Genomic DNA, 22,892 nt, shown 5'->3' with positions numbered 1-22,892 from the left:
AGGCAAAGTGCTGGGACAGCATGCTGCCTGCCATCGTGGTTAAAGACTCACCACAGGAGCATAATCAGGCCGCCTGCAATCATAAAGAGATTTTCAGATAACGATACAAACCCCAAAGGAACATTACTGTCACCGCCTACACAGGCACATTTAAGCTCACGTTTGTCGACATAAACTGCCTTTACCACAGAAATGGCACCTACTGTTCCTATAAATAGCGAAAATGGGGCCACTGCTAATGCCGGAAGCTGAGCAATCATGCCAATACCGGCGTAAGCCTCTACAAAAGGGTAAATGTAGCCGTAACGAAGCCATTTCATGGCCAGTAAATCATAGGTGATAAACGAGTTAGTAAAACTGTACAGGTCTTTCAGTTTTTGTACCGCCAGCAGGGTCATTGAAAACGCAATAAACAGCATAAAGGTGCGGACTGAAGCGTAGTCACCGGATACAAAATACTGGAACGCTATTGTCAGCAAAGCGGCGACAGCGAATATCGCAATTACCGGGGTATAAGTGGTACCGGTTTGTCCTGCTTCGTCTTTACCAAAGTAATCACGTAAGTCGTCATAACCGCCGATCCGTTTATCATTAATAAATGTCTGCGGAGTGGTTTTCACTCCATGCTGCTGTTTAAATTGCTCAGTTTCAGCACGTGAAGTCAGTTTATGATCGTCTACCTTAAAACCTTTTCTTTCTAACAGGTCTTTTGAACGCAAGCCAAAGGGACAAATATGCTCATCGGTTACCATCCGGTATAATGTGGCTGTTTTACTCATTCTGATCTCCTTTATTTAAATTTCCTTTAAATTCTGGAACAGCGCGCGCTTTTGCAGCAGCCTCTGTGGTGAGCTTACCCTGTTGTTCAATATCCTGAATCAACCACTCCATTTCTTTAATTTCTTTGCGCTGAGCTTTAATAATGCCATCTGCTAATTCACGAACTCGTGCATCCTCAATGTTGGAATGCTCACTGGTTAGAATCGCGATAGAATGATGCGGTATCATGGCTTTCATATAGGAGACATCGGATACGGTGTTTTGTGAACGAACCAGGTACAGACATGTAGCAAACAGGATTATTGCACCAATAAAAATAGCAGCATTAAGTTTTTTATTGTTGTACATGCCTAGCATAAAAGCGAGCATGATTATTGCCATTACTGCGCCCATATAAACGGCCATATAAGTGCGTGTTTCACTAAACCAGATATGAGACATGGCATAAGTGTTAAGGTACATCATGATAAACATTGCGATAGTCGAGGTTATTATCATCGCCCCGAATTTAGCGTATTTCATAGTTCATCCTTTCATAATGTAAGTAATCCTTACGTGTTAAAGCTGTTCCCTGTGAATATTATTCATGCATCACTGCAATGTCAGGTTATTAGTAAGGAGTAGCTGCAATAATCGTTCCATGGCGGGTGGCGCGCCCATCGACGTATTGCTGGTTTAATCAAAGCTGCTCTGGGAAAGCTTTGACAGTGAGGGGGGAAGTAAACTTGAAAGCGGTTACTCTTTAAATAAATATGCGGCACCAGATGATGCCGCATCAAATGTATTATTATATTGGGTATCGCTCAGTATTAAGTCATTGGTTATGAGACGTTACTCAATTATTCAATTTGCCCTCGTATTTCGCCATTGGGGAATTCTGGGGTATGGACGTTAACATAGTGACCACCTGCGGCCAGCACATCAAAAATGCTTTGGGTTAATGCGGCATCAGCCGGCGTCATCCAGCGGTTAACGTTGCCGGCATCTTGTTCAAGGCCAAGTAATACCGGGCCGTTTACTCCTGCGACGCCGGTATGAATATGTGCTGCAGTGGCATCTTCCACACCTGACGTCAGTACCTGCAGTTCCAGGCTGTAGTCACTCAAATTCACCATGGCATAGCCGTCTCCTCTGGCCGCTGTGGTAACAGCCGGGACTTCCTGCGCCCCGGATAACGGGAAGGTAATCAGCGCAAAGTTATCGTTGGAGATAATCTGGCCCCGCAACTCACCGCTTGGGTTGGCCGGTGTATGAACATTGACGTAATGTCCACCTGACATAAGCACGTTTAAAATGTCTGCAGTGATAGGGGTTGCCGTTGGCAGCAACCACGAGCCAGCTTCACCTGCAACTTGCACAAGGGGAACCAACACATCACCGTTTACTCCCACCCGACCAGTATGAATATGTGCCATGGTGGCATCGTCCACTCCCTGCGTATGCACCATGAGCTCCAATGTCAGCTGTGACTTGTTAACCAATGCATAGCCTGTACCGGATGCCGAAGTGTTGACAGCCGGTACTTCCTGCGCTCCGCTAAGGGCAAAGGTTGCCAGCATATAGTTATCGGTCAGGATCTGACCACGCAGTTCACCACCGGGATAAGCAGGAGTATGAACATTGACATAGTGGCCACCAGAGGCAAGCACGGCAAAAATATCGGCGTCAATCAGGGTTCCGTCTGGGGTTACCCATTTGCCAGGGGTCGTCACATCCTGCTCAAGCGCAATGAGCACATCGCCATTTATTCCCACTCTGCCAGTATGAATATGTGCCATGGTCGCATCATCAACCCCCTCTGTCAGTGCCACTAATTCAACCGCAAAGTTAGTGGTATTAATCAGAGCATAGCCATCGCCTGATGCCATTGTTGCAACAGCGGGTACTTCTTGGGCGCCACTTAAATCATAAGTACTCAGTACAAAGTTATCGGTTAAAATCTGGCCGCGTAGCTCGCCACTTGGGTTCTCGGGGGTATGAACATTAACGTAATGGCCACCAGAAGCCAGTATCGCAAAGGTGGCTTCGTCAATCTGCGTGTCTTCAGGCGTCATCCAGGTGCCCAAATCGTCACCAGATTGCACCAGGCCTACCAACACATCGCCGTTATTACCGATGCGCCCGGTATGAATATGGGCCATGGTCGCATCATCAACGCCGGTGGTGACCGCGACAACCTCGACCATGTAGTCATCCGTATTGATCAGCGCATAGCCGTCACCCGATGCCGGGGTATCTACCATGGGTACTTCCTGTTTGCCAGATAACGCAAACGTCGTAAGCACGAAGTTATCAGTAATTATTTGCCCTCTGAGCTCACCTCCCGGGTTGGCAGGTGTATGCACATTAACGTAGTGCCCTCCGCCAGCCAGCACCTGAAAGGTCGCTTCATCAATCATGGTCTCAGCAGGTAATACCCAAACTCCATCTTCCTCTGCGGCCTCCAGACCGACTAGTACATCACCATTGGTGCCAACCCGGCCGGTATGAATATGTGCCATCGTTGCATCAGCTACTCCCATGGTTCTTGCCGTCAGCGTAAGTTGGTAATCGGTTTGATCTATTGCGGCATAAGCATAACCACTGGCAATGGTATCAACTGCCGGTACTTCTTGCTGGCCTGCCAAGGGAAAGGTTACGATTACCGTCTCATCGTTGACAATCTGGCCTCGAATTTTACCGTTCGGGTATGAAGTGGTATGAACATTAATATACCACTCGCCGTTTTGTAAGTCGGCTATCAGGGCATCGGAAATATCGATCGGAGCAATGCGGTAAACACCGCTGGTGTCAGCAGTAAATGCAAAGGCAACATCACCGTTAAATCCTAAATCGCCATCATGAATATGGGCGGCTTCAACATTGTCGATGTCGGACAAATCGACTGACGCCCGGATTTGCTTTAAATCTTCATCAAGTTCCACCGTGGCAGTCGCGATGTCATCGGTGACAACATTGGGTACCTGCTGATGGCCGGTCAGGCTGACATTAAAGGTCTGGGTCGCGGTAAACACTGGTGGTGGTTCAGGTAGCTCGTCGTCTGCGCCTTCAAAACATCCTGCCAGAGCAAACAATGGCAATATCAGATAAAACATTTTTTTCATTTAAAAAACTCCTGTAATTTTGTAGAAAATGCGAGAGTGTCAATGCTAGTGGAACCAGGGCGGTATCAATAACCTGGACCCAGAAAATTAAATTTATTCCCTTGTTGTGATAATAAAATAGCTACAACGTAACTAAGGGTAGTACAGAATGACCGAACTACAATCGATAAGCGTTTGCCAAATCGATCAGCGGAGATTGCCACCATCCGGGCCGTTATTTTGCTGTTTTAAAGGTAACGTGAAGCCATGCTATTTTTCTTCTTTGGTGTCTACCATTGATTTGGCTTGAGTCATCAGTCGCAGGGTAACGAACGTAAGTAAGCTTAACACCAGTGCAATTTCAAGGCGCCCGGCAGCGACAGACATCCCCATTGCCCCGGTTAACCATAAGCTGGCTGCGGTCGCAGTACCGCGAACGGAGTTTTCACCTTCAACAACATTCTTTAGGATGGCCCCACCACCGATAAAACCGATACCGGTAATAATGCCCTGCATCACCCGCGATTCAGCATCAGTACTGCTTAACACTTCCAGGCCTACCAGCATATAGCCACACGCCGCAACCGCAACCAGCGGAAAGGTCCGTAAGCCAGCAGTACGCTCTTGCTTTTCCCGGTCCCAGCCAATAGGCACCGCAAGGATAAAAGCAATTAATAAATCACGAATGTGCAATGCCACAATATTCCAGTCAAACTGTGGTATCAGGTTCATCAGTTATCCCCAACCGGTTGGTTTGCCATCACTTAAACATAGCATAGCGCCGTGGGGGTGGTGGTAAAGCGAGGGTAAAGGCCTTCCATTACTCCATCTGGACCAGACAGCCTTATTCGTTGGATGCTTTTATGCTGTTAATTCAGCCCGTTTACATAGCATTCTGTGTCTGAGGTTGTGCTATTTTTAATTAACTCATCATCGCTGTGTAGCGAGAACTGCATTATGGAAGAAAAAAGTGCCATTGTGGCTGAAATAGAGCGTGAAATAACGGCCCGCTATCGTTATTCCAAATTTGATTTTGTACTGAATCATTTATTGTTATTTATGGTGGTTATGGCCAGTAGTTACCCGGCATTTGCTCAGATATTCGGCGATGGCCAGACAAAACTATCGGCAGGGATAGCCGCTATTCCGGCTTTTATATTGCTATTTCAGCGCACTTTTAAGTGGGAGCAGCGTGGTGAATGGCACTGGGACTACCGGCGCCGGTTAATTGCGATACTGCGGGAAGTTCGTGACCAGGGCCTGGCCGATAGTGAAGCCAGCAAAAAGCTGAATTTACTGGAAGAAGAGCTGGCCGGCAGCTTCCCCGGGGTAAATTATCCGGCCAGTAAAGAAAAGTAGCGGTTGGTGTTGCGAGCAGGTGCCTATTGCTAAAAAAACAGGCAGCCGAAGCTGCCTGTGTCAGTTGAATGTTTGTGCGGCTTACACTGCTGTTATGCCCACAAACGAACGCCGATTAAACCATTAAACAGCAGAAAAATGGCTATCAGGCTGTTCAGCGCTATCAGCATTGATGAGTGCCAGTATGTTAATGGATGAACCTGATGCCGTGGTGTTTGCCACCATATAACCATACTCCAAAGGCTACTGATAAAGAACAGAAGGCTGCATACCAGCAAGCCGACCGACAGCCAGCTGACTTGGCCTGCTAATTCAGTTAAAGCCGGGCTGGCTTTGGCATACAACACTAAACTAACTGATAGCAGTAAAGGCACAATGGTCATTAGCGGCCAGCTGCGCAAACGTATGCTGGCATGTACGGCAGTTTTGCCGTGCAATTTGCGTGGCAGCCAAATTAAAGCAAAGAGAAAAGCGATTATTGTCAGTATTACCCAAACCACCACAATAGAGAGCGGCGCATAGGCAGTAAATGCCGAAATACGTTTGAAAGTCTGCGGACCATAATGAATCACTGCGCCTGCTATCGGGTCTTCGGCTGGCACCAGTATTGTTTTGCCGGTCTGCCACTGGGTAAAGTAATTATCACCGCCAGCTCCGAGCGAGCGCAGTTTAGCGCCAACTATCGGGCCGATAGTAGCAGATTGCTCAGTTACTTTAAGTTGCCACGGACTTAGCACAGAGAATGGAGCAATAAGGCTGGCACCCGGATTTATGCTGCGATAAAAACCTGACAGAGCCTGCTGTTTTTCAGAAAAGTGATGTTGCTCGCTGACATGTTGTGTTGCGCCAGGCCGGGTAATTAAATTAGCCAAAAACTGATGGATTTGCGGCACTGCCGGCCCTTCTCCATTCACGGCAATAACGTAGCCTTTCTGTATGTCAGGTTGGTAGATCACGAGCGAAGAGCCACCCCGAACACTGCCTTCATGGCCAAACAATAGCTGGCCATTGGCATGAAAAAGATTTACGCCCTGAGCATAGGTCAGCTCAATACCAGCGTTAGCAGAGAGCGAGCCAGCCGGCGTTTGCAGCGTCTGAAACGATGTTGCTGATAACACCTGCTGCGATGGCTCTTTTCCCTGAGCTAATAAAAACCTGACTAAGGCAATCATATCGGCCATATCGCTGTTTAAGCCACCAGCCGGGCGATTATTCAGATGCTCAAAAGCTAACGGCGTGTTTCCCAGATACAGGGTAGCAGCGTGCTGGCGATAGTGGTCGGTATAAAAATAATCGGTGTGAGTCATACCTAGCGGCGTTAAAAAGTGGCTTTTAACAAAAGATTCAAAACTGACACCACTGAGTTTTTCGACAATATAAGCCGCAACCAGTGGCCCGGTATTATTGTAGGCGAAACGTGAGCCGGGTGGCCAGCGTGATTGCCGGCTATCAGGGTGAATATCCAGTGCCTGCTTAATAGTAACCGGAGAGGCAGAGGTCGGTACATTTTCGGCAAAACGCATGGCGTCCCAACCAGTAGTGTGATTTAACAGATGGTGCACAGTTAGCGGAAAATCTGCTTCATATGGGTTATCGAAGTGAATTTCGGGTATCAGTTGCTGCAACGGGGTATTTAATGTCAACTGGTGTTGTTCTATAAGCTTCATTACTGACATCGCAACCAGAATTTTGGATACCGAGCCAAAACGAAACTGGGTGCGTTCGGTAATGGGTGTTCTCTGCTCGATATCGGCAAAGCCGGAGGTAATGAACGTTGGTTCTTTACCGCCTTCAATAATACTGACGGCAATACCTTGCACGCCGCTTTTCTGTCTGACGGAATCTAGCAGCTGTTTGAATGTTGCTGAAGCCTCTGCCGGAGCGTTAGCGTGGGTGTGGCCACTGGCGGCGATTATAAACACCCCCAACCACAAGATAATAATTTTTATCATTTTTTTTCTTCCAATTAGTGACGGTCGTTGTCAATATGAAATGGAAGGCCGGCAGTGGCAAAGGACTTATTGTGATTTTACGGCAAGGGTAAATAGTCACAAAAGGTCACATCAATAAACAGGTGAAATAACGTGTTCAAAGTAGGTGATTTTGTTTTTAATTATAGCCGTGCTGAGCTAATCAAGAACAACCAGGTAGTGAAAATAGAGCCTCAGATCAATGAATTATTGAAACTTCTAGTCGATAATGTCAGCGAACTGGTAACGAAAGACACCATAAAAAAAACCTTGTGGTCAGATCGGGTGATTACCGACGATGCCTTTCGGGCCGTGATAAAAAAACTACGTAAAAGTCTGCACGACAGCGCCCGTGACTCACGTTATGTTCGAACCATACCGTTAAAAGGCTATATACTGATTGCTGAGGTTACCGCTGTTGCTGGTGCAGTAACTGACGATAAGCCAAAATTAGTTATGCGAACCGCTGCTCGCTGGCTGGTTGCCTGTGGATTGTTGTTCGGTGTCATTAGCTGGGCTGGGTATAGTGTGCTGTCGCAACCAGCGGCAGTTACGCTAACGTCGCTTACCAGTATGGATGGTTCAGAAGTCAGCCCTTTTTATAATGCTCCGCAAAACCAATTGATTTTCTCGCACCGTGCCAATAAAGATGATTACCTGCAACTTTACGCCAAAGCGTTGGATAGCGGGCGGATAACCCGGCTTACTTATGACGATGCAAACTACGCCAACGGCCAGTTATCTGCTAATGGTGATAAGCTAGCGTATACCCGAAGTACACCGGGGCAAACCAACACTTTTATCGCCGATTTCTCTGCTCAGCAGGGTTTAAGTAACATCTTTGCTTTACCCGATGTTGTTGCAGGGCAACGTTATTTTCAAGCATGGAGTTCTGACGGTTCCGGGCTGTACCTTAGTGATTTTAAGCAACCAACTCGGACCCAGGGCATTTGGTATTACGAACTGGCCAGCCAAAAATTATCCAGCGTGACATCGTCGGCGGGGCATGGCAGTGGTGATTATTTTGCCCGAGAATCCTTTGATGGCAGATTTCTGGCGATACTTCGCAATACAGGCGCTGACGACAACGAGCTGCTTATTCAGCATTTACCAAGTGGCGAGCTGGTTCATGTAAGCAAACTTCCCGGAAGTTACCAGCACCTGATATGGAGCGCAGATGATCAGGTGATAACGCTTTCCAGCTTTTATGGCGAGTTTGCTCAGTATGATTTGACCAGCCGTCAGTTTGCTCTGCTGCCAGTTGATATTAATAATATTAATAATGTTTTTTACAGCTGCGGTGATCGTTGTTTGTTCGCTCGTCAGCACAATGGCAATTATCTCGATCTGGTAAGCCAACCTAACCCTTTTCTGGCGCAGACTCCTCTATCGTATAGTGGCCTGAACCACAACTACTTAGAGTTTTCCGGTGCTGAAGACTTTCCCGTTACCGGCAAGCGCAGCGGCCATATTTATCTTATTAATAAACTTCATAAACAAAGCCAGATTGCCGTTATTCGCGATAACGTAAAATACGTACTGGCGTCTTTGCCGGTAGACATCGAATTTACTGCTTTACAGGTGAATCAGGAGGAAACGCATCTGGCCGGTATTGCCAACGGCAGAGTCTTTATATTGGCGTTACAAGATCAGCAATTTCGTTATCTGACGACTGAGCTGGAAAAGGTAGCATCTGTGCAATGGACAGCAGCAGAGCAGCTGCACTTCGCCAGAATTGAACATGGTCAGCCGGCACTGTACCGTTATGAGCTTGATGCTGACATTAAGGTTAGAGCGCAGCACCAGGTATTTGCGAAGCAGCAGCTGACAGATAATCAAACGTTGGTAATCGATAGCGAGGCCAATGCCTGGCTTGAACAGGCCAACAGTGAGCCGGTGTTACTTACCCGACTGCCTAGTATCAGCCCAAACCGTTGGCAGGTTTATCAAGGCGCACTTTATTACACCGGACATGAAGAGAATCTGGCTTATTTGTATCGCACTGACATGACGACAGCAAATACTGATAAGCAGTTAATTGCCAAAAATCGGTTTCGTCTGAACTTTGAACTGTCGTCTGATGGCACAACCATGCTTGCAGTACGATCTGTGCTGGCGCAAAGTGACATGATAAAGGTGGAATATTAATCCTGAATCAGATTCATCTCACGCTAAATAAACAGGCAGCCGAAGCTGCCTGTTTCACGTTTTTTTTGATAAACGCTTATTCAGCGATTGACGCCCATAAGTCATATTCGTCGGCTTCTTCGACAACGGCATCGATGATGTCGCCCGGTTTAACAGTGGTTAAGCCGTTTAAGTACACCGCGCCGTCAATTTCCGGGGCGTCAGCAAAGCTTCGGCCAATGGCACCTTCTTCATCGACTTCGTCAATTAACACTTTAATGGTTTTACCAATTTTGTTTTGTAACCGAGCCGCACTTATTGCCTGCTGTTTTTGCATAAAGCGGTGGTAGCGCTCTTCCATCACATCGTCCGGCACCGGATCGGCCAGCTCGTTGGCTTTAGCACCCACCACCGGGCTGTATTTAAAACAGCCAACGCGATCGAGCTGCGCTTCATCTAACCAGTCGAGCAACATCTGGAAATCTTCTTCGGTCTCGCCCGGAAAGCCAACAATAAAGGTAGAGCGGATGGTCAGCTCAGGGCAGATTTCGCGCCATTTTTTAATTCGCTCTAATACCCGCTCGGCCTGACCGGGGCGCTTCATCAGTTTTAAAATGCGTGGGCTGGCATGTTGAAACGGAATATCTAAATAGGGCAGTACTTTGCCAGCGGCCATTAACGGAATAATGTCATCGACGTGCGGGTAAGGATAAACGTAGTGCAGCCTTACCCAGATACCCATCTCGCCTAAGGCTTCACATAAGGACTGCATAGAGGTTTTCACCGGCGCACCATTCCAGAAACCAGTGCGGTGTTTCACATCAACGCCATAGGCACTGGTGTCCTGCGAAATCACCAATAGCTCTTTAACGCCAGCATTTTTTAAACGCTGCGCCTCATCTAAAACTTCACCCACTGGCCGGCTAACTAAATCGCCACGCATTGACGGGATAATACAAAAAGTACAGCGATGGTTGCAGCCTTCCGATATTTTTAAGTACGCATAATGCTTGGGCGTTAATTTGACGCCATGGTCTGGCACCAGCATGGTGAAAGGGTCGTACTTTGGCTTAGGCACAAACTCATGTACCTGCTTTAACACGTTTTCATAGCTGTGCGGGCCGGTAATACCGAGCACATTCGGGTGCACCTGACGAATTTCATCTTCGCGTGCGCCCAGACAGCCAGTCACAATAACCTTACCGTTTTCAGCCAGTGCTTCGCCAATGGTATCCAATGACTCCTGCACTGCGCTGTCAATAAAACCACAGGTGTTAACGATAACCAGCTGTGCATCATCGTAGCTGGGGACGATATTGTAACCTTCGCTTTTTAGCTGGGTCAGAATACGCTCAGAGTCGACCAGGTTTTTAGGACAGCCCAGGGACACAAATCCGATGGTATTGCCATTGCTGGCAGCGGTTTTTGCCTGCTGTGCCAGCGCTTTGGCAGAAGTATCCAGGGTGGTGGTTTGGCTTGGGTCGAAGGTTTGAACTGTCATAGTGTCTCTGTATTAAGGCGCAGCCTGAAAAAAGTCGGCGGATTATACCTGAAAGTACGCTAAGAAACAGGTGCTACTGGTCAAATTATAGCCATTGCCGGCTTATTTCCGTGCACTTCAGCAGATCTGGTTAATACTGTTAACTGTATAGCCATTAGTGACAGAAAAAATAAACCACACGGAGATATTATGATTAATGCATATGCGGCAATGGCAGCGAAAGGCAAACTTGAACCCTGGCAGTATGATCCGGGCAAACTCGGCCGGCAAGAGGTGGAAATTGCGGTCGATTACTGCGGGATCTGTCACTCAGATATTTCAATGTTGCATAACGAATGGGGAATGTCTTCGTATCCGCTGGTGGCAGGACATGAAGTGGTGGGCAGAATTGCTGCTGTCGGCTCTGATGTCACCCATTTAAAAGAAGGGCAGGTGGTTGGGCTTGGCTGGCAATCGGATTACTGTAATGTGTGTAGCACCTGTGGCAGCGGTGATCATAATCTGTGCAGCAGTGCCGAGAGTACCATTGTTGGCCGTCATGGCGGTTTTGCCGACAAAGTACGGGCTAATGCCAGCGCGGTCATCCCGCTACCCGAAGGAATGGACGCAAAAACTGCCGGCCCGCTGTTTTGCGGTGGTATTACCGTGTTTAACCCGATGGTGCAGTTTGACGTAAAACCCACTGATAAAGTGGCGGTAATAGGCATTGGTGGCTTGGGGCACCTTGGTCTGCAGTTTCTGCGGGCCTGGGGCTGTGAAGTAACCGCCTTTACCTCCAGTGATAGTAAAATGGCAGAAGCGAAAGAGTTGGGGGCTCATCATTGTATTAATTCCCGCAGTGAAGATGATATTGAACAAGCGGCGGGCCGGTTTGATTTTATTATCTCCACCGTTAATGTGAAACTGGACTGGAATTTATATTTGTCGACGCTTAAAGCCAAAGGACGGCTGCATTTTGTTGGTGCCACGTTGGAGCCATTAGATATTGGTGTGTTTAATTTAATTATGGCGCAGCGCAGCGTATCAGGCTCGCCGGTGGGCAGCCCGGCCACCATAGCGAAAATGCTGGAGTTTGCGGTGCAGCATGACATTAAGCCGGTTGTGGAAACCTTTAAGTTCAGTCAGATTAATGAAGCGCTGGCGCACCTGGGAAGTGGTAAAGCCCGCTACCGTATTGTGCTGGAGCGTTAGGCTTATAATAAAAACGCCGGGTAAATTACCCGGCGTTTCATAGGTAAATTTCAGAAAATTAAGATTTGTAAGGCATAGCACCTAAGTAATCTTTTTTACCAACATCGACGCCATTGTGGCGCAATATGGCGTAGCTGGTGGTGATATGAAAGTATACATTTGGCATAATATGCTGAATTAAAAACTCGTATCCGTCTAAATATTTTCCTTCCCAGCGCGGCTGGCTAACATGCTGCGTGGCGGCATTATCAAAGTCTGCCTTTTTAAAGCTGGCAAGATAATCAATCGTATCATTAATGCGTTGCTGCAATTGCGCTAAATTAATCTCATCATCTGCATGCTTTGGCGCACTGTCTACCTGGCCGGTTAAGCGCGCTGCCCCAAGTTTAGCGCTGTCGCAGGCAATTTGTACCTGACGAATAAGGTTAAACTGATCGGGTGCCAGCCGTGCGTTTAACAATACCGTGACATCAAATTTTTTCTGTTCAGCATACGCGGCTCCTTTATCCAGAATCGCGCTTAAATTTTTCAACATTTTGCTATTTTGCACTACGCTCAAATCGTAAAACATGGTCAGGCCCTCTGGCTTGGTTAATAGAAAGTACTGAGGTGGAGTTTGGGGTGTTCCGCTCATAGAACAATGGCCAAAGGTGATTATATTTTCAGCAACGTTAGCGGAGATTTTATATTTTTATTTTTTGCTAATATAGCGAGTGAGCGGTTAGTATGATGAATATCAACTTTGGGGATAAGACGTCAATCCATGGAACAGGAAGAACTTACTGCCTTAAATAAGCTTAATGTTCTGATTATCGATGATCAGATACTGGTGCAAAATGTTATTAAATCCGCTTTATTTGAGCTGGGTATAGAGCAGGTTAAATGTGCCGAAAATGCTTATTATGCGCTGCGGTTATGTGAACAAACCACCTTTCACGTGGTAATTTGTGCCTTTAACGTGCAAAGCGATAAAGATGGTTTTCATTTACTCGAAGAGCTGAAATTTAAACGCCATGTCACCAAATGTACGGTGTTAATTTTTTTAAGTGCCGAAACCAGTGAAGACTTAGTCAACAGCATTGTTGAACTTCAGCCCGACGATTTCTGGGTAAAACCGCTAAGCAGTAAACATGTCCAAAACCGCCTGCCAGTAACCCTGGAAGTTAAACGCACCTTGTTTAATGTGTACCAGGCGATAGACCGCCAGGATTACAGTAAAGCCATTTACTTTGCCGAGCGTCATTTACTGAACACGGGTTTAACAAAATATCATCTGCAAATGAAGCGGTTAAAAGGCGAGTGTTTACTTAATTTACGTGAGTTTGCCGAGGCTGCTAGGTACTACGACAATTTGCTAAAAGCGCAGCACAAGGTCTCTTGGGTGTATCTGGGTTACATTAAAGCCTTGCTGCAACAAGATAAGCTTGCTGATATTCAGGAACTGTTACAGCAACTTACTGATAAAACCGACACCCGTTTTGCCACTTATGACATGCTGGCGCATTACTACATTGGTAAAGAAGACTATCAGCAAGCGTACACTGAGATAAAAAAAGCCAGCCGGCTGGCGCCGCGCAATATCGAACGCAACAAACGCGTACTCGATTTAGCCAGGCTGAATCATGATCATGCCGGTCAGTATCATGCCACTATTGCTATGGCGAAGTTTGCCAAAAATTCTATCCATGATTCGCCATTACTGCGCCTGAATGTGGTGCGCTCAGCCATCGATTATGCCACTACTCTGGATAAAGCCGATTCGTTAAAAGTACTGAATCAGGCAGAATTATTGTTAACTGAGCTGGAAAAACAGTTACCGCTGGCAGCTCAGCTGAAAGAGCAGTTGCTGGTGGTAAGGGCGCGGTTACATACTGCCAGAGAAGAGCGGCCTAAAGCCGAGGGCATCGTTGATAATCATTTGAGTTTGCGACCGACTACCTCGGTGGAAGATAATCTGGATAAGGTTAAAGCGCTGCACGAGCTGGGCCGGCGGGAAGAAGCGGTCACCCTGATTGATGCCATTAAGCGGCAAATCGCTGGTACCGGCCTGACCAATCAGGTAGTCGGCAAATATATTGAGCAGGAAGCCGCCGAGCGCACCGCAGTGCATTTTACCCCGCAGCAGTTAAACAGGATGGCAGTAGAATTTTTTAAGCGTAATAAATTTAAGGCCGCATTAAATTCATTAGAGCAAGCCTACTCACTTACCCCGAATAATATGAACGTGGCGTTGAATATCCTCAAAGTGCTGGTGGCGATGCAAAGTCAGGCGCCTTTAGATGAAGGCTGCACTGCTTTGGCAAAAAACATCAGGCAACAGTTGTCGTATGCTGAGCTGCAGAGTGAGCAACACACCCTATTTGAGCACTATCAACAGCAACTGCAATCTGTTTTAACCTAAGCTGCCAGCATTTATGCTGGCAGCAATACGCACAAACATGTCCGGGAAAAACCGGTACTACTTTTCTTGCTTATGTACCCACTTATAAAGCGCGGGCAGCAATAACAGGGTCAGCAGTGTAGCGGAAATAATACCGCCAATGACCACGGTTGCCAGTGGACGTTGTACTTCGGCGCCGGTACCACTGTTAAACGCCATCGGCACAAACCCCAGACTGGCGACCAGTGCGGTCATTAATACCGGCCTTAACCGTTGTACCGCGCCTTGCTCAATCGCTTCGCGCAAATTAAGGCCCTGCTGTCGAAGTTGTTTTATCATTGCCAACATCACCACGCCGTTAAGTACCGCAATACCTGACAAGGCAATAAAGCCTACCGCAGCAGAAATTGACAGTGGCATATCGCGTAGCATCAAGGCGGCAAAACCACCGGTTAATGCCAGCGGCACACCACTAAATACCACTAAGGCATCCTTTGCTGAATTAAGCGCGCTAAACAGCAGTCCAAAAATCATTAGCAACGTTAGCGGTACCACCCACATTAAACGATTAGACGCCGACTGCAGTTGCTCAAAGGTACCGCCATAACCCAGCCAGTAACCGGGTGGCAGGGCAAGCTGATCAACCATTAACTGCTTAGTTTTACTAATAAAACTGCCAAGATCACGCCCGGACACATTGGCGCTGACCACGATATTGCGCTTAGCGCTTTCCCGATTTATCTGATTAGGGGCACTAATCTCATTAAAATGGGCGACTTCGCCAAGTGGTACATAGGTTAACTCAGTGTGGTTATCCGACATGCCAGACAATGCTACCGGCAGACGCATTAATTGCTGTGGATCAACTCTTAAGCTTTCATCTGCTCTGATGATAAGCTCAAAAGTTTTATCACCCTGGTAAATCAGGCCGGCCTGCGTACCGCCAATCATAGTCTTTATTGTCTGTTGCACAGTTGCCACATCAATACCCAGTAATGCCAGATGTTCCCGATCAGCCTCAATTGATAACATTGGTAAGCCGGTTGTCTGCTCCATTCTGACATCAACAGCACCCGGTATTGTGGCTAGTAACGCAGACGCCTGTTCAGCCAGTCTGGCGAGCTCGGTTAAGTCATCACCGTAAATGCGCAGTGCAACATCGCTGCGAACCCCGGCAATCAGCTCATTAAAGCGCATTTCAATAGGCTGGGTAAACTCGTAGTTATTACCCGGCACGGCTTCAACGATTTGGCGTAGTAACGCCACGAAATCAGCTTTGCTCATGCTGGGATCTGGCCACTGTGTTTTTGGCTTCAGTATGACAAAGGTATCAGCCACATTCGGCGGCATGGGGTCAGTGGCAATTTCTGCGGTACCCAGTTTACTAAATACCCGCTCTACCTGAGGCAGGGCGGCTATTTCACGCTCCAGTAACAGTTGCATTTGAAGCGACTGGTTTAAGCCGGTTCCAGGTATACGCAGCGCATGCAAGGCAATATCGCCTTCATCCAGCTGTGGCATAAACTCGCTACCGAGTTTGCTGCCTTGCCAGAATATTGCCACCATAACAAGTACGGCGCCGCCGATAAACAGTACTGAATGGCGCAAGCTCTGCCTGAGTAATACCGAGTAACCACGTTTTAAGGTGTGCATTAGCGCCGAGTCCTGCTCTTTCACTTTGCCACGGACAAAAATGGCCACCGCTGCCGGAACAAAGGTAATCGCCAGTAGCACAGCACCGGCCAATGCGGCAATAACGGTAAAGGCCATCGGATGAAACATTTTGCCCTCGACCCCGCTTAGCGCAAAAATAGGCAGGAATACCAACATAATAATCAGTACACCAAATACGGCCGGGGTAAACACCTCACGGGTAGCCTGATACACTTCGCTTAAGCGCTCTTCAAGCGTTAACAGCCGTCCTGTTCTGTGTTGGGCCAGCCCCAGTCTTCGCAGACAATTTTCCACCACGATCACTGCACCATCGACCATTAAACCAAAGTCGATAGCGCCTAAACTCATCAGATTGCCACTGACCTTATTGATGGCCATACCGCTAATGGCAAATAGCATGCTTAGCGGAATAACCAGGGCGGTAATCAGCGCGGCGCGAATATTGCCCAGAAAGACAAACAGCACCACGATAACCAGTACCGCCCCTTCAAACAGGTTTTTCTGTACCGTAGCAATGGTTTTGTCTACCAGGGTCGTGCGGTTGTAAACCGCATTGGCGCTGACGCCGTCGGGCAATGAGCGGTTAACTCCTATAAGTTTTTCTGCCACTGCCTGAGAAACGGTGCGACTGTTTTCACCCATCAGCATAAACACGGTGCCCAATACCGTTTCTTCGCCATTAAGGCTGGCCGCACCGGTGCGCAGCTCCTTACCGAAATAGACGTCGGCCACATCGCGCAGCCGCACCGGCTCATCATCACGTTTTGCGATAATCAGCGAGCTGATGTCATCAAGGTTACGCAGTTGACCCGGTGAGCGCACCAGCCATTGCTCGCCTCGTTGCTCTATATAACCGGCGCCAACATTGCTGTTGTTGCGCTCAAGCGCGTTGGCGATATCATCCAGGGTCAGTTTAAACGCTAACAGCCTTGCCGGATCGGGCGCCACCTGGTACTGACGTTGATAGCCACCAATGGTGTTTACCTCTGTCACCCCTTTGACGTTAACCAGCTGCGGTTTTATCACCCAGTCCTGCAGGGTGCGTAAATCTTCTGCGCTATAAGCTGTACCATCGTCTTTTAGTGCGTCAGGGGCAGCGCTGACGGTATACATAAAAATCTCACCCAGCCCGGTGGCAACAGGTCCCAGTGTTGGATTTGTCTCTGCAGGCAATTTGGCCCGAACGGCCTGTAAGCGTTCAGCGACCTGCTGTCGTGCCCAGTAAATATCGGTACCGTCATTAAAAACAACGGTTACCTGTGACATACCATAGCGCGACAGTGATCGGCTGTATTGCAGCTTTGGCAAACCGGCCATGGCATTTTCAATGATCACCGTAAGCCTTTGTTCTGCTTCAAGTGGCGAATAGCCAGACGCCTCCGTGTTAATTTGTACTTGGACGTTGGTAATATCAGGCACAGCATCCATGGGCAGGCGCTGAGCATTGTATATGCCAGCGACAATAAGCAGCAGGGTTAGCCCCAGCACCAGATAACGGCGGCTAAGGGCAAACTTTAATAGCATGTCAATCATGGCGCACTCCTAATGATCATGGCTAGCGCCTGATTTCAATATGTCGGCTTTAAGCACAAAGCTGTTGTCAGTGGCGTATTCAGTACCGGGTTTAAGGCCTGAGGTGACTTCTATATAGTTATCGTCTTCACGGCCAAACTGCAGCATCCGCACTTCAAAGGTATTGCCGTAGCGGGCAAATACCACCGGCATATCCCGAAAGCGCTGAATAGCGCGTTTCTGCACGGCCAACGCAACCGGTATGGTTGCCGTCAGTACCTCAGCTTTGATATGCATACCTGGCCGCCAGTAACCATTACTGTTGTCCATCACGGCGCGTGCCCGCGCTATATGGCCTTCAGTCATCTGCGGGGCAATGTAACTTATGTTGCTGTCAGCGCTTTCACCGTGATGCAAGCTGAATACGGACACCGGCATACCGACACGCAATTGGTCGATATCGTTAGGAAAAGCAGATAGCTCGACATAGACGCTGCTGAAATCAACGATGTTAAACAGCACCTCGTCGCGGATCAGCTCATTGTTGTTAAAGAAACGGTCGGTAATGATGCCGTTTGCCGGCGATACAATATCGTAGATATTTAAGGTTGCGGCGTTACTAATACGGGCTATTCGCTGGCCCTTAGTGACCGTATCGCCTTGTTGTACCAATACCTCTGTCAGCGTGCCGGAATAGGGCGCTTTTACGCTATAACGGGCGGTAGGCGGGCTACTGATCACGCCAAATAAATGGGTTTTCTGGGTCAGTACCTGCGCTTGGGCGATATCAGTGCCAATACCCGCTAAGGCAAAAATTCTGTCATTCAGTTCAACCCTTCCTTCAAAGCTATCGTAATGCCAGTGGTATTGCTGGCCCTGATAGCTGACGCTAATATCAACGCGATACGAGTGAGGCTCACTGATGCTGATATCGCCGACCAGGTACTGCTGCTCCGGGCTAAACCGGATGTCATCCTGCTGGCCATCCAGCCGGTGCAGTGTCACTTTAGCTTCCAGCGCAGTGGCTGAAACCGGCTCACCATTGGCATAGGCATACAAACGCATTTCCGGCGGTATGCCTGTTTCGAAAATGGTTACTTCCACCGCAAAATCAGCATCAGTTAACAATCTGCCGCCATGCGGGCCCTCAGCCTGTTCGCTTGCATGTGCGTCGCTATGATCGTCATGTCCGCCTGCGGCTTGTGCCGTGGCGATAAAAAACAGTAATAGCGCTGCCAGCAAGCTGGTCAGTATGGTCGGTGTCTTATTCATAGCTTTGCTCCAATGCAGCGCCAGGCACTGTGGTAGTCAATGTCATAGGTAGGCCGGTAAGGCGCTCCAACTCCAGCAGAGTCAAATGAAAGCGGCTTTGGCTTTGGATTAGGTCATGTTCTGCCTGTGCCAACTCTTCTTCTGCTGATAACAGGCTTAACAAGTCAAGCTGACCTTGCTGATAACTGTTCAAACTGGTTTGCCGCAGTTTTTTTGCTTCTGGCAAAAGCAGAGTATTGATCGCTTGGATTGTGTCACGCAGGTGCTGCAAATTTAACCACTGCTGCTTCACCAGCAGGGCGAGTTCGCTGGCGGCGAGTTGCTGCTGCCTGGCCAGCAGTACTTGATCTTCGGCTTGGGCGAGGCGACGCCCTTCGTTTGGATCAGTAAGCGTTAGCGGTATACTAAAGCCAAACACCAGGGCATTGTCGTTATTAGCCTGGTTACGTCTTAACCCGGCAGAAATACGGATATCGGCCTGACTGTTGGCCTCGGTTAAACGCAGCTGACTATCTGCAACTTGGTGCAGAGTAATATAACGCTGCAAGGCAGCGCTTTGCTGCAGTTGTTGCTGCAATGATGATAACGCGGGCAGTTGCGGCAATATGGCCAGATCGCCAGTTACCACAGAAAAATCAGGTTCGGCATTCCATCTTGCTGCCAGGCGATATCGACGGCTCTCCATGGTTTGCTGGATATCTGCAAGGTTAATCTGGCTGCGCAGCAGCCGCAGTTTAATCCGACTGATATCGGCATCCAGCAGGTTACCAGCTTGACTGCGCAATTCTGCCGTGGCCAGCAGCGCTTGTTCACGGCTAAGTTTTTCAACGGCCCATTGCTGCAAATGTTGCAGACGTAATAACTCTACATATTGCAACGTTGTCGCTGCCAGCGCATCCAGTCTGGCCAGTTCATAATTATCACGTTGCAGCTGGCTTTGCCGTTGTGCCAGTTCTACCCGGCGCTCGCGTTTTTCTCCCAGCTCAATATGCTGACTCAGGCTCAGGGTAAGCTCTGCAGCGTTCAGGCCCCGGTTATCACCGGTGCCCAGCACATTTTCAAGCGAGATATCCAACTCAGGGTTAGGTTTAATGGTGGCTTGCAATTGCTGAGCTTCAGCCATTCGTAATTGATACGGAAACGCTTGCAGCGTGGCGTCATGCTGCAAAGTGCGTTGTAAGGCCTGAGGCAGCGCTAGTGTTTGCGGTTGTTCTGCTGCAAGCGCAACCGAATAGCTTGTTGCCGCCAGCAAAGCCGGCAGCACAAATGTCATACGCATAGGTATGCTCCTGTTAGTTAATCAGTAGTAAAAGTGATAAACAAGCAGGATCAGGTGTTGGGAGGCGGTACGGGCGGGCTGTAGCTGATAACGTTAAATTGGCAGGGGCTGTTGGCTATGGCGGTCTCGCCAAAGTTCAGCAGTTCAATGCCGTAAAAAAATGCGATATGGCAGGTAACATGTGCATGCTCATTGTGGTACTCAGCGTTATCTGTGACACTGCTTTCACTGTGGCTATCGATCAGGCTGGTTAAGGAATGGTCATGTTCAGGCATATGTACCACTAATGCATCACATGCCATCACATGCCATCACAGCATGATTGAGCATTATCAGTAATAATAGTAATAAGCCTGTAGTTCGACCTGTCATAAAGCCCTCGTTAACACTGTGCCATGTTAGCGTTATTGCAGCTATACGACAAGTCGCATTGCTGAAGTCATCATCACTAGCAGTGCATCTGCAGGAGCATTAAATGCATCATCATCAGCACCATCATCCGTCTCTCCATCAGGATGACAGCGACAATCGCCTTGCTTTGGCGTTTTTTCTGAATGTCAGTTTTACAATCATTGAATTTATCGGCGGCTGGTTAACCAATAGTACGGCTATTATGGCTGATGCGGTGCATGATTTGGGTGATAGCCTGTCAATTGGCAGTGCCTGGTTATTAAACAGACTAGGCCGTAAGTCAGCTAACCATGAATTCACTTATGGCTATCGCCGCTTATCGTTATTTGGTGCTTTAATTAACAGTCTGGTGCTGGTAGGTGGCTCGCTATGGGTATTATCTGAAGCGATCCCGAGGTTGGCAAACCCTGTGATGCCGCTTACTGAAGGAATGCTGGTGCTGGCAGTCTTAGGTGTGGCAGTGAATGGTTTTGCTGCTTATCGACTCAGTAAAGGTAAAAGCCTTAACGAGAAAGTATTGAACTGGCATTTACTGGAAGATGTGCTGGGCTGGGTAGCGGTGCTTATCGTCGCCATAATCTTACAGTTTGTCGACTGGCCTATTCTCGACCCGCTACTGTCAATTGGCTTTACTTTATTTATTCTGATTAATGTACTGCGAAACTTAACGGCAACTGCGCGTTTGTTTCTGCAGGCTGTCCCGGATAAGGCACTACAGCAAAAAATCGAACGCACCTTACTGGATATCGATGCACTGCAAAGCATCCATCATCTGCATTTGTGGTCACTGGATGGCGAACATCATGTGCTGACAGCGCATCTGGTAACAGACGTTGGCAGTGATTTTAATGCCACTGTTTATGCAGGGATTAAACAACGCATTGCCAATGCTTTGGCGCCATTTGATTTAGCGCACACCACAATAGAACTGGAATTAACCCAAGAAAATTGTCGTGACGAACGCCAGTTATATGAAAACCAAGAGGAGTAATTATTATTAGCGATATTTACGCTGGGCACGGCGCTTACGCTCTGCCTCGCGCTCGGCTTTATCTTTTGATTTGGCCGCTTCTTCGGCCTTGGCATCAATTTGCTCCTGACTGACCATGTCCGGGGTTTCCAGGGTAATCGGGCCCAGGTTGCCGGCACGTAGTTCTGTTATCAGAATTGTGCCTGCCTTTTCCAAATCAACAATACCACCTTTGCGCATACAACCGCGGCGCACGCCAATGGCATCAAGCAGCGCCAGATCGTTTTCTGGTTGCTCGGTTAAATCAAAGCGCTGCATCACTTCCTGTGGATACACTTGCAGTAAGTAATCTGCGGCAAACATCGCGATGTCGGCATATTCAAATACGGTATCTTTAATGGCACCCGTTACCGCAAGGCGATAACCACAGGTTGGCGGACTTAGCTTGGGCCATAAAAACCCCGGGGTGTCGGTCAATATAACGTTATTTTCCAGCTTAATTCGTTGCTGCGCCTTGGTCACCCCGGCTTCGTTACCGGTTTTAGCAATGGTACGGCCGGCCAGGGTGTTAATTAAGGTCGACTTGCCTACGTTAGGAATGCCCATGATCATGGCGCGGGCGGGACGAATTTCCAGGTTGCGCTCTGGCAGCATGTCATTACACAGTTTTAACAGGGCTTTTATTTGCTCCGGGTGTTGCTGACTGATCGGAATCGCCCGCACGCCAGTTTGCTGCTCAAAATGGGCTACCCACACTGCAGTAAGCGCAGGATCGGCTAAATCGGCTTTATTGAGTACCTTAATGCAGGGTGTATTACCACGAAGCTGCGGCACTAAGGGATTTTCGCTGGAAAAGGGGATACGGGCATCAAGCATTTCGATAATGATATCAACCTGGGGCATTACCTCAGCAATTTCTTTACGGGCCTTGTGCATATGGCCCGGAAACCAGTTAATTGACATCAGTTATCCTCAATAGCGATCAGGGCCGCATCATACTCTATTGTGATAAAGGGCTACAGCAAAAATTGATAAAAGCTAATCAGGGTGATCGGGGTAAGTATGGCGGAGTAAACGGCGGCAGAGGGCAAACGGATAATACCCAGACCTTTAAACAGTAACAGCAAGCTATACAATCCCAACAGCGGCGGCAATACATCCAACCAAAGGCTGTGAGCGGCATGTGGCATCAGCCAGGCTAACAGGCTACTGCCTGCACTGGCAAAAACCAGCAACAACAGCAACAGCACATAATGCGCGGGAGTAAATTCGGGATTTAAATTAAAATCGTCCATTGATCTCTGGCTGTGGTTAATGGGTAAGACTACTGTAAGAAAAAACCATGTTACTTACCCGTTGTTATTTGTATAAATATGTAACGAG

18 protein-coding genes are annotated in these 22,892 nt (G+C 48.2%); 5 read left to right on the top strand and 13 right to left on the bottom strand.

Annotated features, from left to right (window positions below; all coding sequences use genetic code 11):
• Positions 1–47: 47 nt before the first annotated feature.
• The 4 genes from B2X65_RS03565 to B2X65_RS03550 form a co-directional block, all read right to left on the bottom strand.
• Positions 48–779, bottom strand: a complete 732-nt coding sequence (locus tag B2X65_RS03565) for a MauE/DoxX family redox-associated membrane protein (protein WP_290610712.1) — start codon at positions 777–779, stop codon at positions 48–50.
• On the bottom strand, positions 772–1,302 hold the full coding sequence (locus B2X65_RS03560) for a DUF305 domain-containing protein (RefSeq protein WP_290610711.1): 531 nt from the start codon (positions 1,300–1,302) through the stop codon (positions 772–774). The genes B2X65_RS03565 and B2X65_RS03560 overlap by 8 nt, the downstream gene beginning before the upstream one ends.
• Positions 1,303–1,619: 317 nt before the next feature.
• Positions 1,620–3,884: a CHRD domain-containing protein gene (locus B2X65_RS03555; protein ID WP_290610710.1), complete on the bottom strand. Its 2,265-nt coding sequence runs from the start codon at positions 3,882–3,884 to the stop codon at positions 1,620–1,622.
• Positions 3,885–4,133: 249 nt separating this feature from the next.
• Positions 4,134–4,595 (bottom strand): MgtC/SapB family protein, encoded by a 462-nt coding sequence (locus tag B2X65_RS03550; RefSeq protein WP_290610709.1) that lies wholly within the window; start codon positions 4,593–4,595, stop codon positions 4,134–4,136.
• 225 nt (positions 4,596–4,820) lie between these two features.
• Here B2X65_RS03550 and B2X65_RS03545 point away from each other — a divergent pair, with 225 nt between their 5' ends.
• Positions 4,821–5,222, top strand: coding sequence for a hypothetical protein (locus B2X65_RS03545; protein WP_290610708.1), 402 nt, complete (start codon positions 4,821–4,823; stop codon positions 5,220–5,222).
• A gap of 92 nt (positions 5,223–5,314) precedes the next feature.
• Here B2X65_RS03545 and B2X65_RS03540 read toward each other — a convergent pair whose 3' ends face one another.
• Positions 5,315–7,174 carry a serine hydrolase domain-containing protein gene (locus B2X65_RS03540; RefSeq protein WP_290610707.1) on the bottom strand — a complete coding sequence of 620 codons (1,860 nt, stop codon included), beginning with the start codon at positions 7,172–7,174 and terminating at the stop codon, positions 5,315–5,317.
• Between the two features lie 132 nt (positions 7,175–7,306).
• Here B2X65_RS03540 and B2X65_RS03535 point away from each other — a divergent pair, with 132 nt between their 5' ends.
• On the top strand, positions 7,307–9,340 hold the full coding sequence (locus tag B2X65_RS03535; protein WP_290610706.1) for a winged helix-turn-helix domain-containing protein: 2,034 nt from the start codon (positions 7,307–7,309) through the stop codon (positions 9,338–9,340).
• Positions 9,341–9,416: 76 nt separating this feature from the next.
• Here B2X65_RS03535 and rimO read toward each other — a convergent pair whose 3' ends face one another.
• On the bottom strand, positions 9,417–10,820 hold the full coding sequence (rimO, locus tag B2X65_RS03530) for a 30S ribosomal protein S12 methylthiotransferase RimO (RefSeq protein WP_290610705.1): 1,404 nt from the start codon (positions 10,818–10,820) through the stop codon (positions 9,417–9,419).
• Between the two features lie 189 nt (positions 10,821–11,009).
• Between rimO and ahr the strand changes: the two genes are divergently transcribed.
• The gene (gene ahr / locus B2X65_RS03525; protein WP_290610703.1) at positions 11,010–12,011 is read left to right on the top strand and encodes an NADPH-dependent aldehyde reductase Ahr; all 1,002 of its coding nucleotides are present in this window, start codon (positions 11,010–11,012) and stop codon (positions 12,009–12,011) included.
• 58 nt (positions 12,012–12,069) lie between these two features.
• Here the strand turns inward: ahr and B2X65_RS03520 are convergent, their stop codons facing one another.
• The gene (locus B2X65_RS03520) at positions 12,070–12,645 is read right to left on the bottom strand and encodes a DUF1993 domain-containing protein (protein ID WP_290610702.1); all 576 of its coding nucleotides are present in this window, start codon (positions 12,643–12,645) and stop codon (positions 12,070–12,072) included.
• 129 nt (positions 12,646–12,774) lie between these two features.
• Between B2X65_RS03520 and B2X65_RS03515 the strand changes: the two genes are divergently transcribed.
• A complete protein-coding gene (locus tag B2X65_RS03515) occupies positions 12,775–14,412 on the top strand; it encodes a response regulator (protein WP_290610701.1) in 1,638 nt (545 codons plus the stop codon).
• Between the two features lie 57 nt (positions 14,413–14,469).
• Here the strand turns inward: B2X65_RS03515 and B2X65_RS03510 are convergent, their stop codons facing one another.
• Genes B2X65_RS03510 through B2X65_RS03495 form a run of 4 tightly spaced genes read right to left on the bottom strand, consistent with a single transcriptional unit; the run spans position 14,470 to position 20,433 of the window.
• Positions 14,470–17,598 carry an efflux RND transporter permease subunit gene (locus B2X65_RS03510; protein ID WP_290610700.1) on the bottom strand — a complete coding sequence of 1,043 codons (3,129 nt, stop codon included), beginning with the start codon at positions 17,596–17,598 and terminating at the stop codon, positions 14,470–14,472.
• A 9-nt stretch (positions 17,599–17,607) separates the two neighbouring features.
• The gene (locus B2X65_RS03505) at positions 17,608–18,849 is read right to left on the bottom strand and encodes an efflux RND transporter periplasmic adaptor subunit (RefSeq protein ID WP_290610699.1); all 1,242 of its coding nucleotides are present in this window, start codon (positions 18,847–18,849) and stop codon (positions 17,608–17,610) included.
• The gene (locus B2X65_RS03500; protein ID WP_290610698.1) at positions 18,842–20,128 is read right to left on the bottom strand and encodes a TolC family protein; all 1,287 of its coding nucleotides are present in this window, start codon (positions 20,126–20,128) and stop codon (positions 18,842–18,844) included. Before B2X65_RS03500 ends, B2X65_RS03505 begins: the two co-directional genes overlap by 8 nt.
• Positions 20,129–20,178: 50 nt before the next feature.
• Complete coding sequence (locus tag B2X65_RS03495) at positions 20,179–20,433, bottom strand: hypothetical protein (RefSeq protein ID WP_290610697.1); 255 nt, start codon at positions 20,431–20,433, stop codon at positions 20,179–20,181.
• 170 nt (positions 20,434–20,603) lie between these two features.
• Between B2X65_RS03495 and B2X65_RS03490 the strand changes: the two genes are divergently transcribed.
• Positions 20,604–21,530: a cation diffusion facilitator family transporter gene (locus tag B2X65_RS03490; protein WP_290610695.1), complete on the top strand. Its 927-nt coding sequence runs from the start codon at positions 20,604–20,606 to the stop codon at positions 21,528–21,530.
• A gap of 6 nt (positions 21,531–21,536) precedes the next feature.
• On the opposite strand, the gene ylqF is transcribed toward B2X65_RS03490, so the two are convergent.
• Positions 21,537–22,472: a ribosome biogenesis GTPase YlqF gene (gene ylqF / locus B2X65_RS03485; protein WP_290610694.1), complete on the bottom strand. Its 936-nt coding sequence runs from the start codon at positions 22,470–22,472 to the stop codon at positions 21,537–21,539.
• Positions 22,473–22,525: 53 nt separating this feature from the next.
• Positions 22,526–22,804, bottom strand: coding sequence for a hypothetical protein (locus tag B2X65_RS03480; RefSeq protein ID WP_290610693.1), 279 nt, complete (start codon positions 22,802–22,804; stop codon positions 22,526–22,528).
• Between the last annotated feature and the right edge of the window lie 88 nt (positions 22,805–22,892).

Source organism: Arsukibacterium sp. UBA3155 (assembly GCA_002364615.1).
Lineage (GTDB): Bacteria > Pseudomonadota > Gammaproteobacteria > Enterobacterales > Alteromonadaceae > Alishewanella.
The sequence above is the reverse complement of the archived record's forward strand: the minus strand, read 5'-3'. Positions and strand labels throughout refer to the sequence as shown.

What these genes read in the sequence shown, in the direction of transcription:
- B2X65_RS03565 (WP_290610712.1), bottom strand. Translation starts at nt 779, where the DNA reads ATGAGTAAAACAGCCACATTATACCGGATGGTAACCGATGAGCATATT.
- B2X65_RS03560 (WP_290610711.1), bottom strand. Translation starts at nt 1,302, where the DNA reads ATGAAATACGCTAAATTCGGGGCGATGATAATAACCTCGACTATCGCA.
- B2X65_RS03555 (WP_290610710.1), bottom strand. Translation starts at nt 3,884, where the DNA reads ATGAAAAAAATGTTTTATCTGATATTGCCATTGTTTGCTCTGGCAGGA.
- B2X65_RS03550 (WP_290610709.1), bottom strand. Translation starts at nt 4,595, where the DNA reads ATGAACCTGATACCACAGTTTGACTGGAATATTGTGGCATTGCACATT.
- B2X65_RS03545 (WP_290610708.1), top strand. Translation starts at nt 4,821, where the DNA reads ATGGAAGAAAAAAGTGCCATTGTGGCTGAAATAGAGCGTGAAATAACG.
- B2X65_RS03540 (WP_290610707.1), bottom strand. Translation starts at nt 7,174, where the DNA reads ATGATAAAAATTATTATCTTGTGGTTGGGGGTGTTTATAATCGCCGCC.
- rimO (WP_290610705.1), bottom strand. Translation starts at nt 10,820, where the DNA reads ATGACAGTTCAAACCTTCGACCCAAGCCAAACCACCACCCTGGATACT.
- ahr (WP_290610703.1), top strand. Translation starts at nt 11,010, where the DNA reads ATGATTAATGCATATGCGGCAATGGCAGCGAAAGGCAAACTTGAACCC.
- B2X65_RS03520 (WP_290610702.1), bottom strand. Translation starts at nt 12,645, where the DNA reads ATGAGCGGAACACCCCAAACTCCACCTCAGTACTTTCTATTAACCAAG.
- B2X65_RS03515 (WP_290610701.1), top strand. Translation starts at nt 12,775, where the DNA reads ATGGAACAGGAAGAACTTACTGCCTTAAATAAGCTTAATGTTCTGATT.
- B2X65_RS03510 (WP_290610700.1), bottom strand. Translation starts at nt 17,598, where the DNA reads ATGATTGACATGCTATTAAAGTTTGCCCTTAGCCGCCGTTATCTGGTG.
- B2X65_RS03505 (WP_290610699.1), bottom strand. Translation starts at nt 18,849, where the DNA reads ATGAATAAGACACCGACCATACTGACCAGCTTGCTGGCAGCGCTATTA.
- B2X65_RS03500 (WP_290610698.1), bottom strand. Translation starts at nt 20,128, where the DNA reads ATGCGTATGACATTTGTGCTGCCGGCTTTGCTGGCGGCAACAAGCTAT.
- B2X65_RS03490 (WP_290610695.1), top strand. Translation starts at nt 20,604, where the DNA reads ATGCATCATCATCAGCACCATCATCCGTCTCTCCATCAGGATGACAGC.
- ylqF (WP_290610694.1), bottom strand. Translation starts at nt 22,472, where the DNA reads ATGTCAATTAACTGGTTTCCGGGCCATATGCACAAGGCCCGTAAAGAA.
- B2X65_RS03480 (WP_290610693.1), bottom strand. Translation starts at nt 22,804, where the DNA reads ATGGACGATTTTAATTTAAATCCCGAATTTACTCCCGCGCATTATGTG.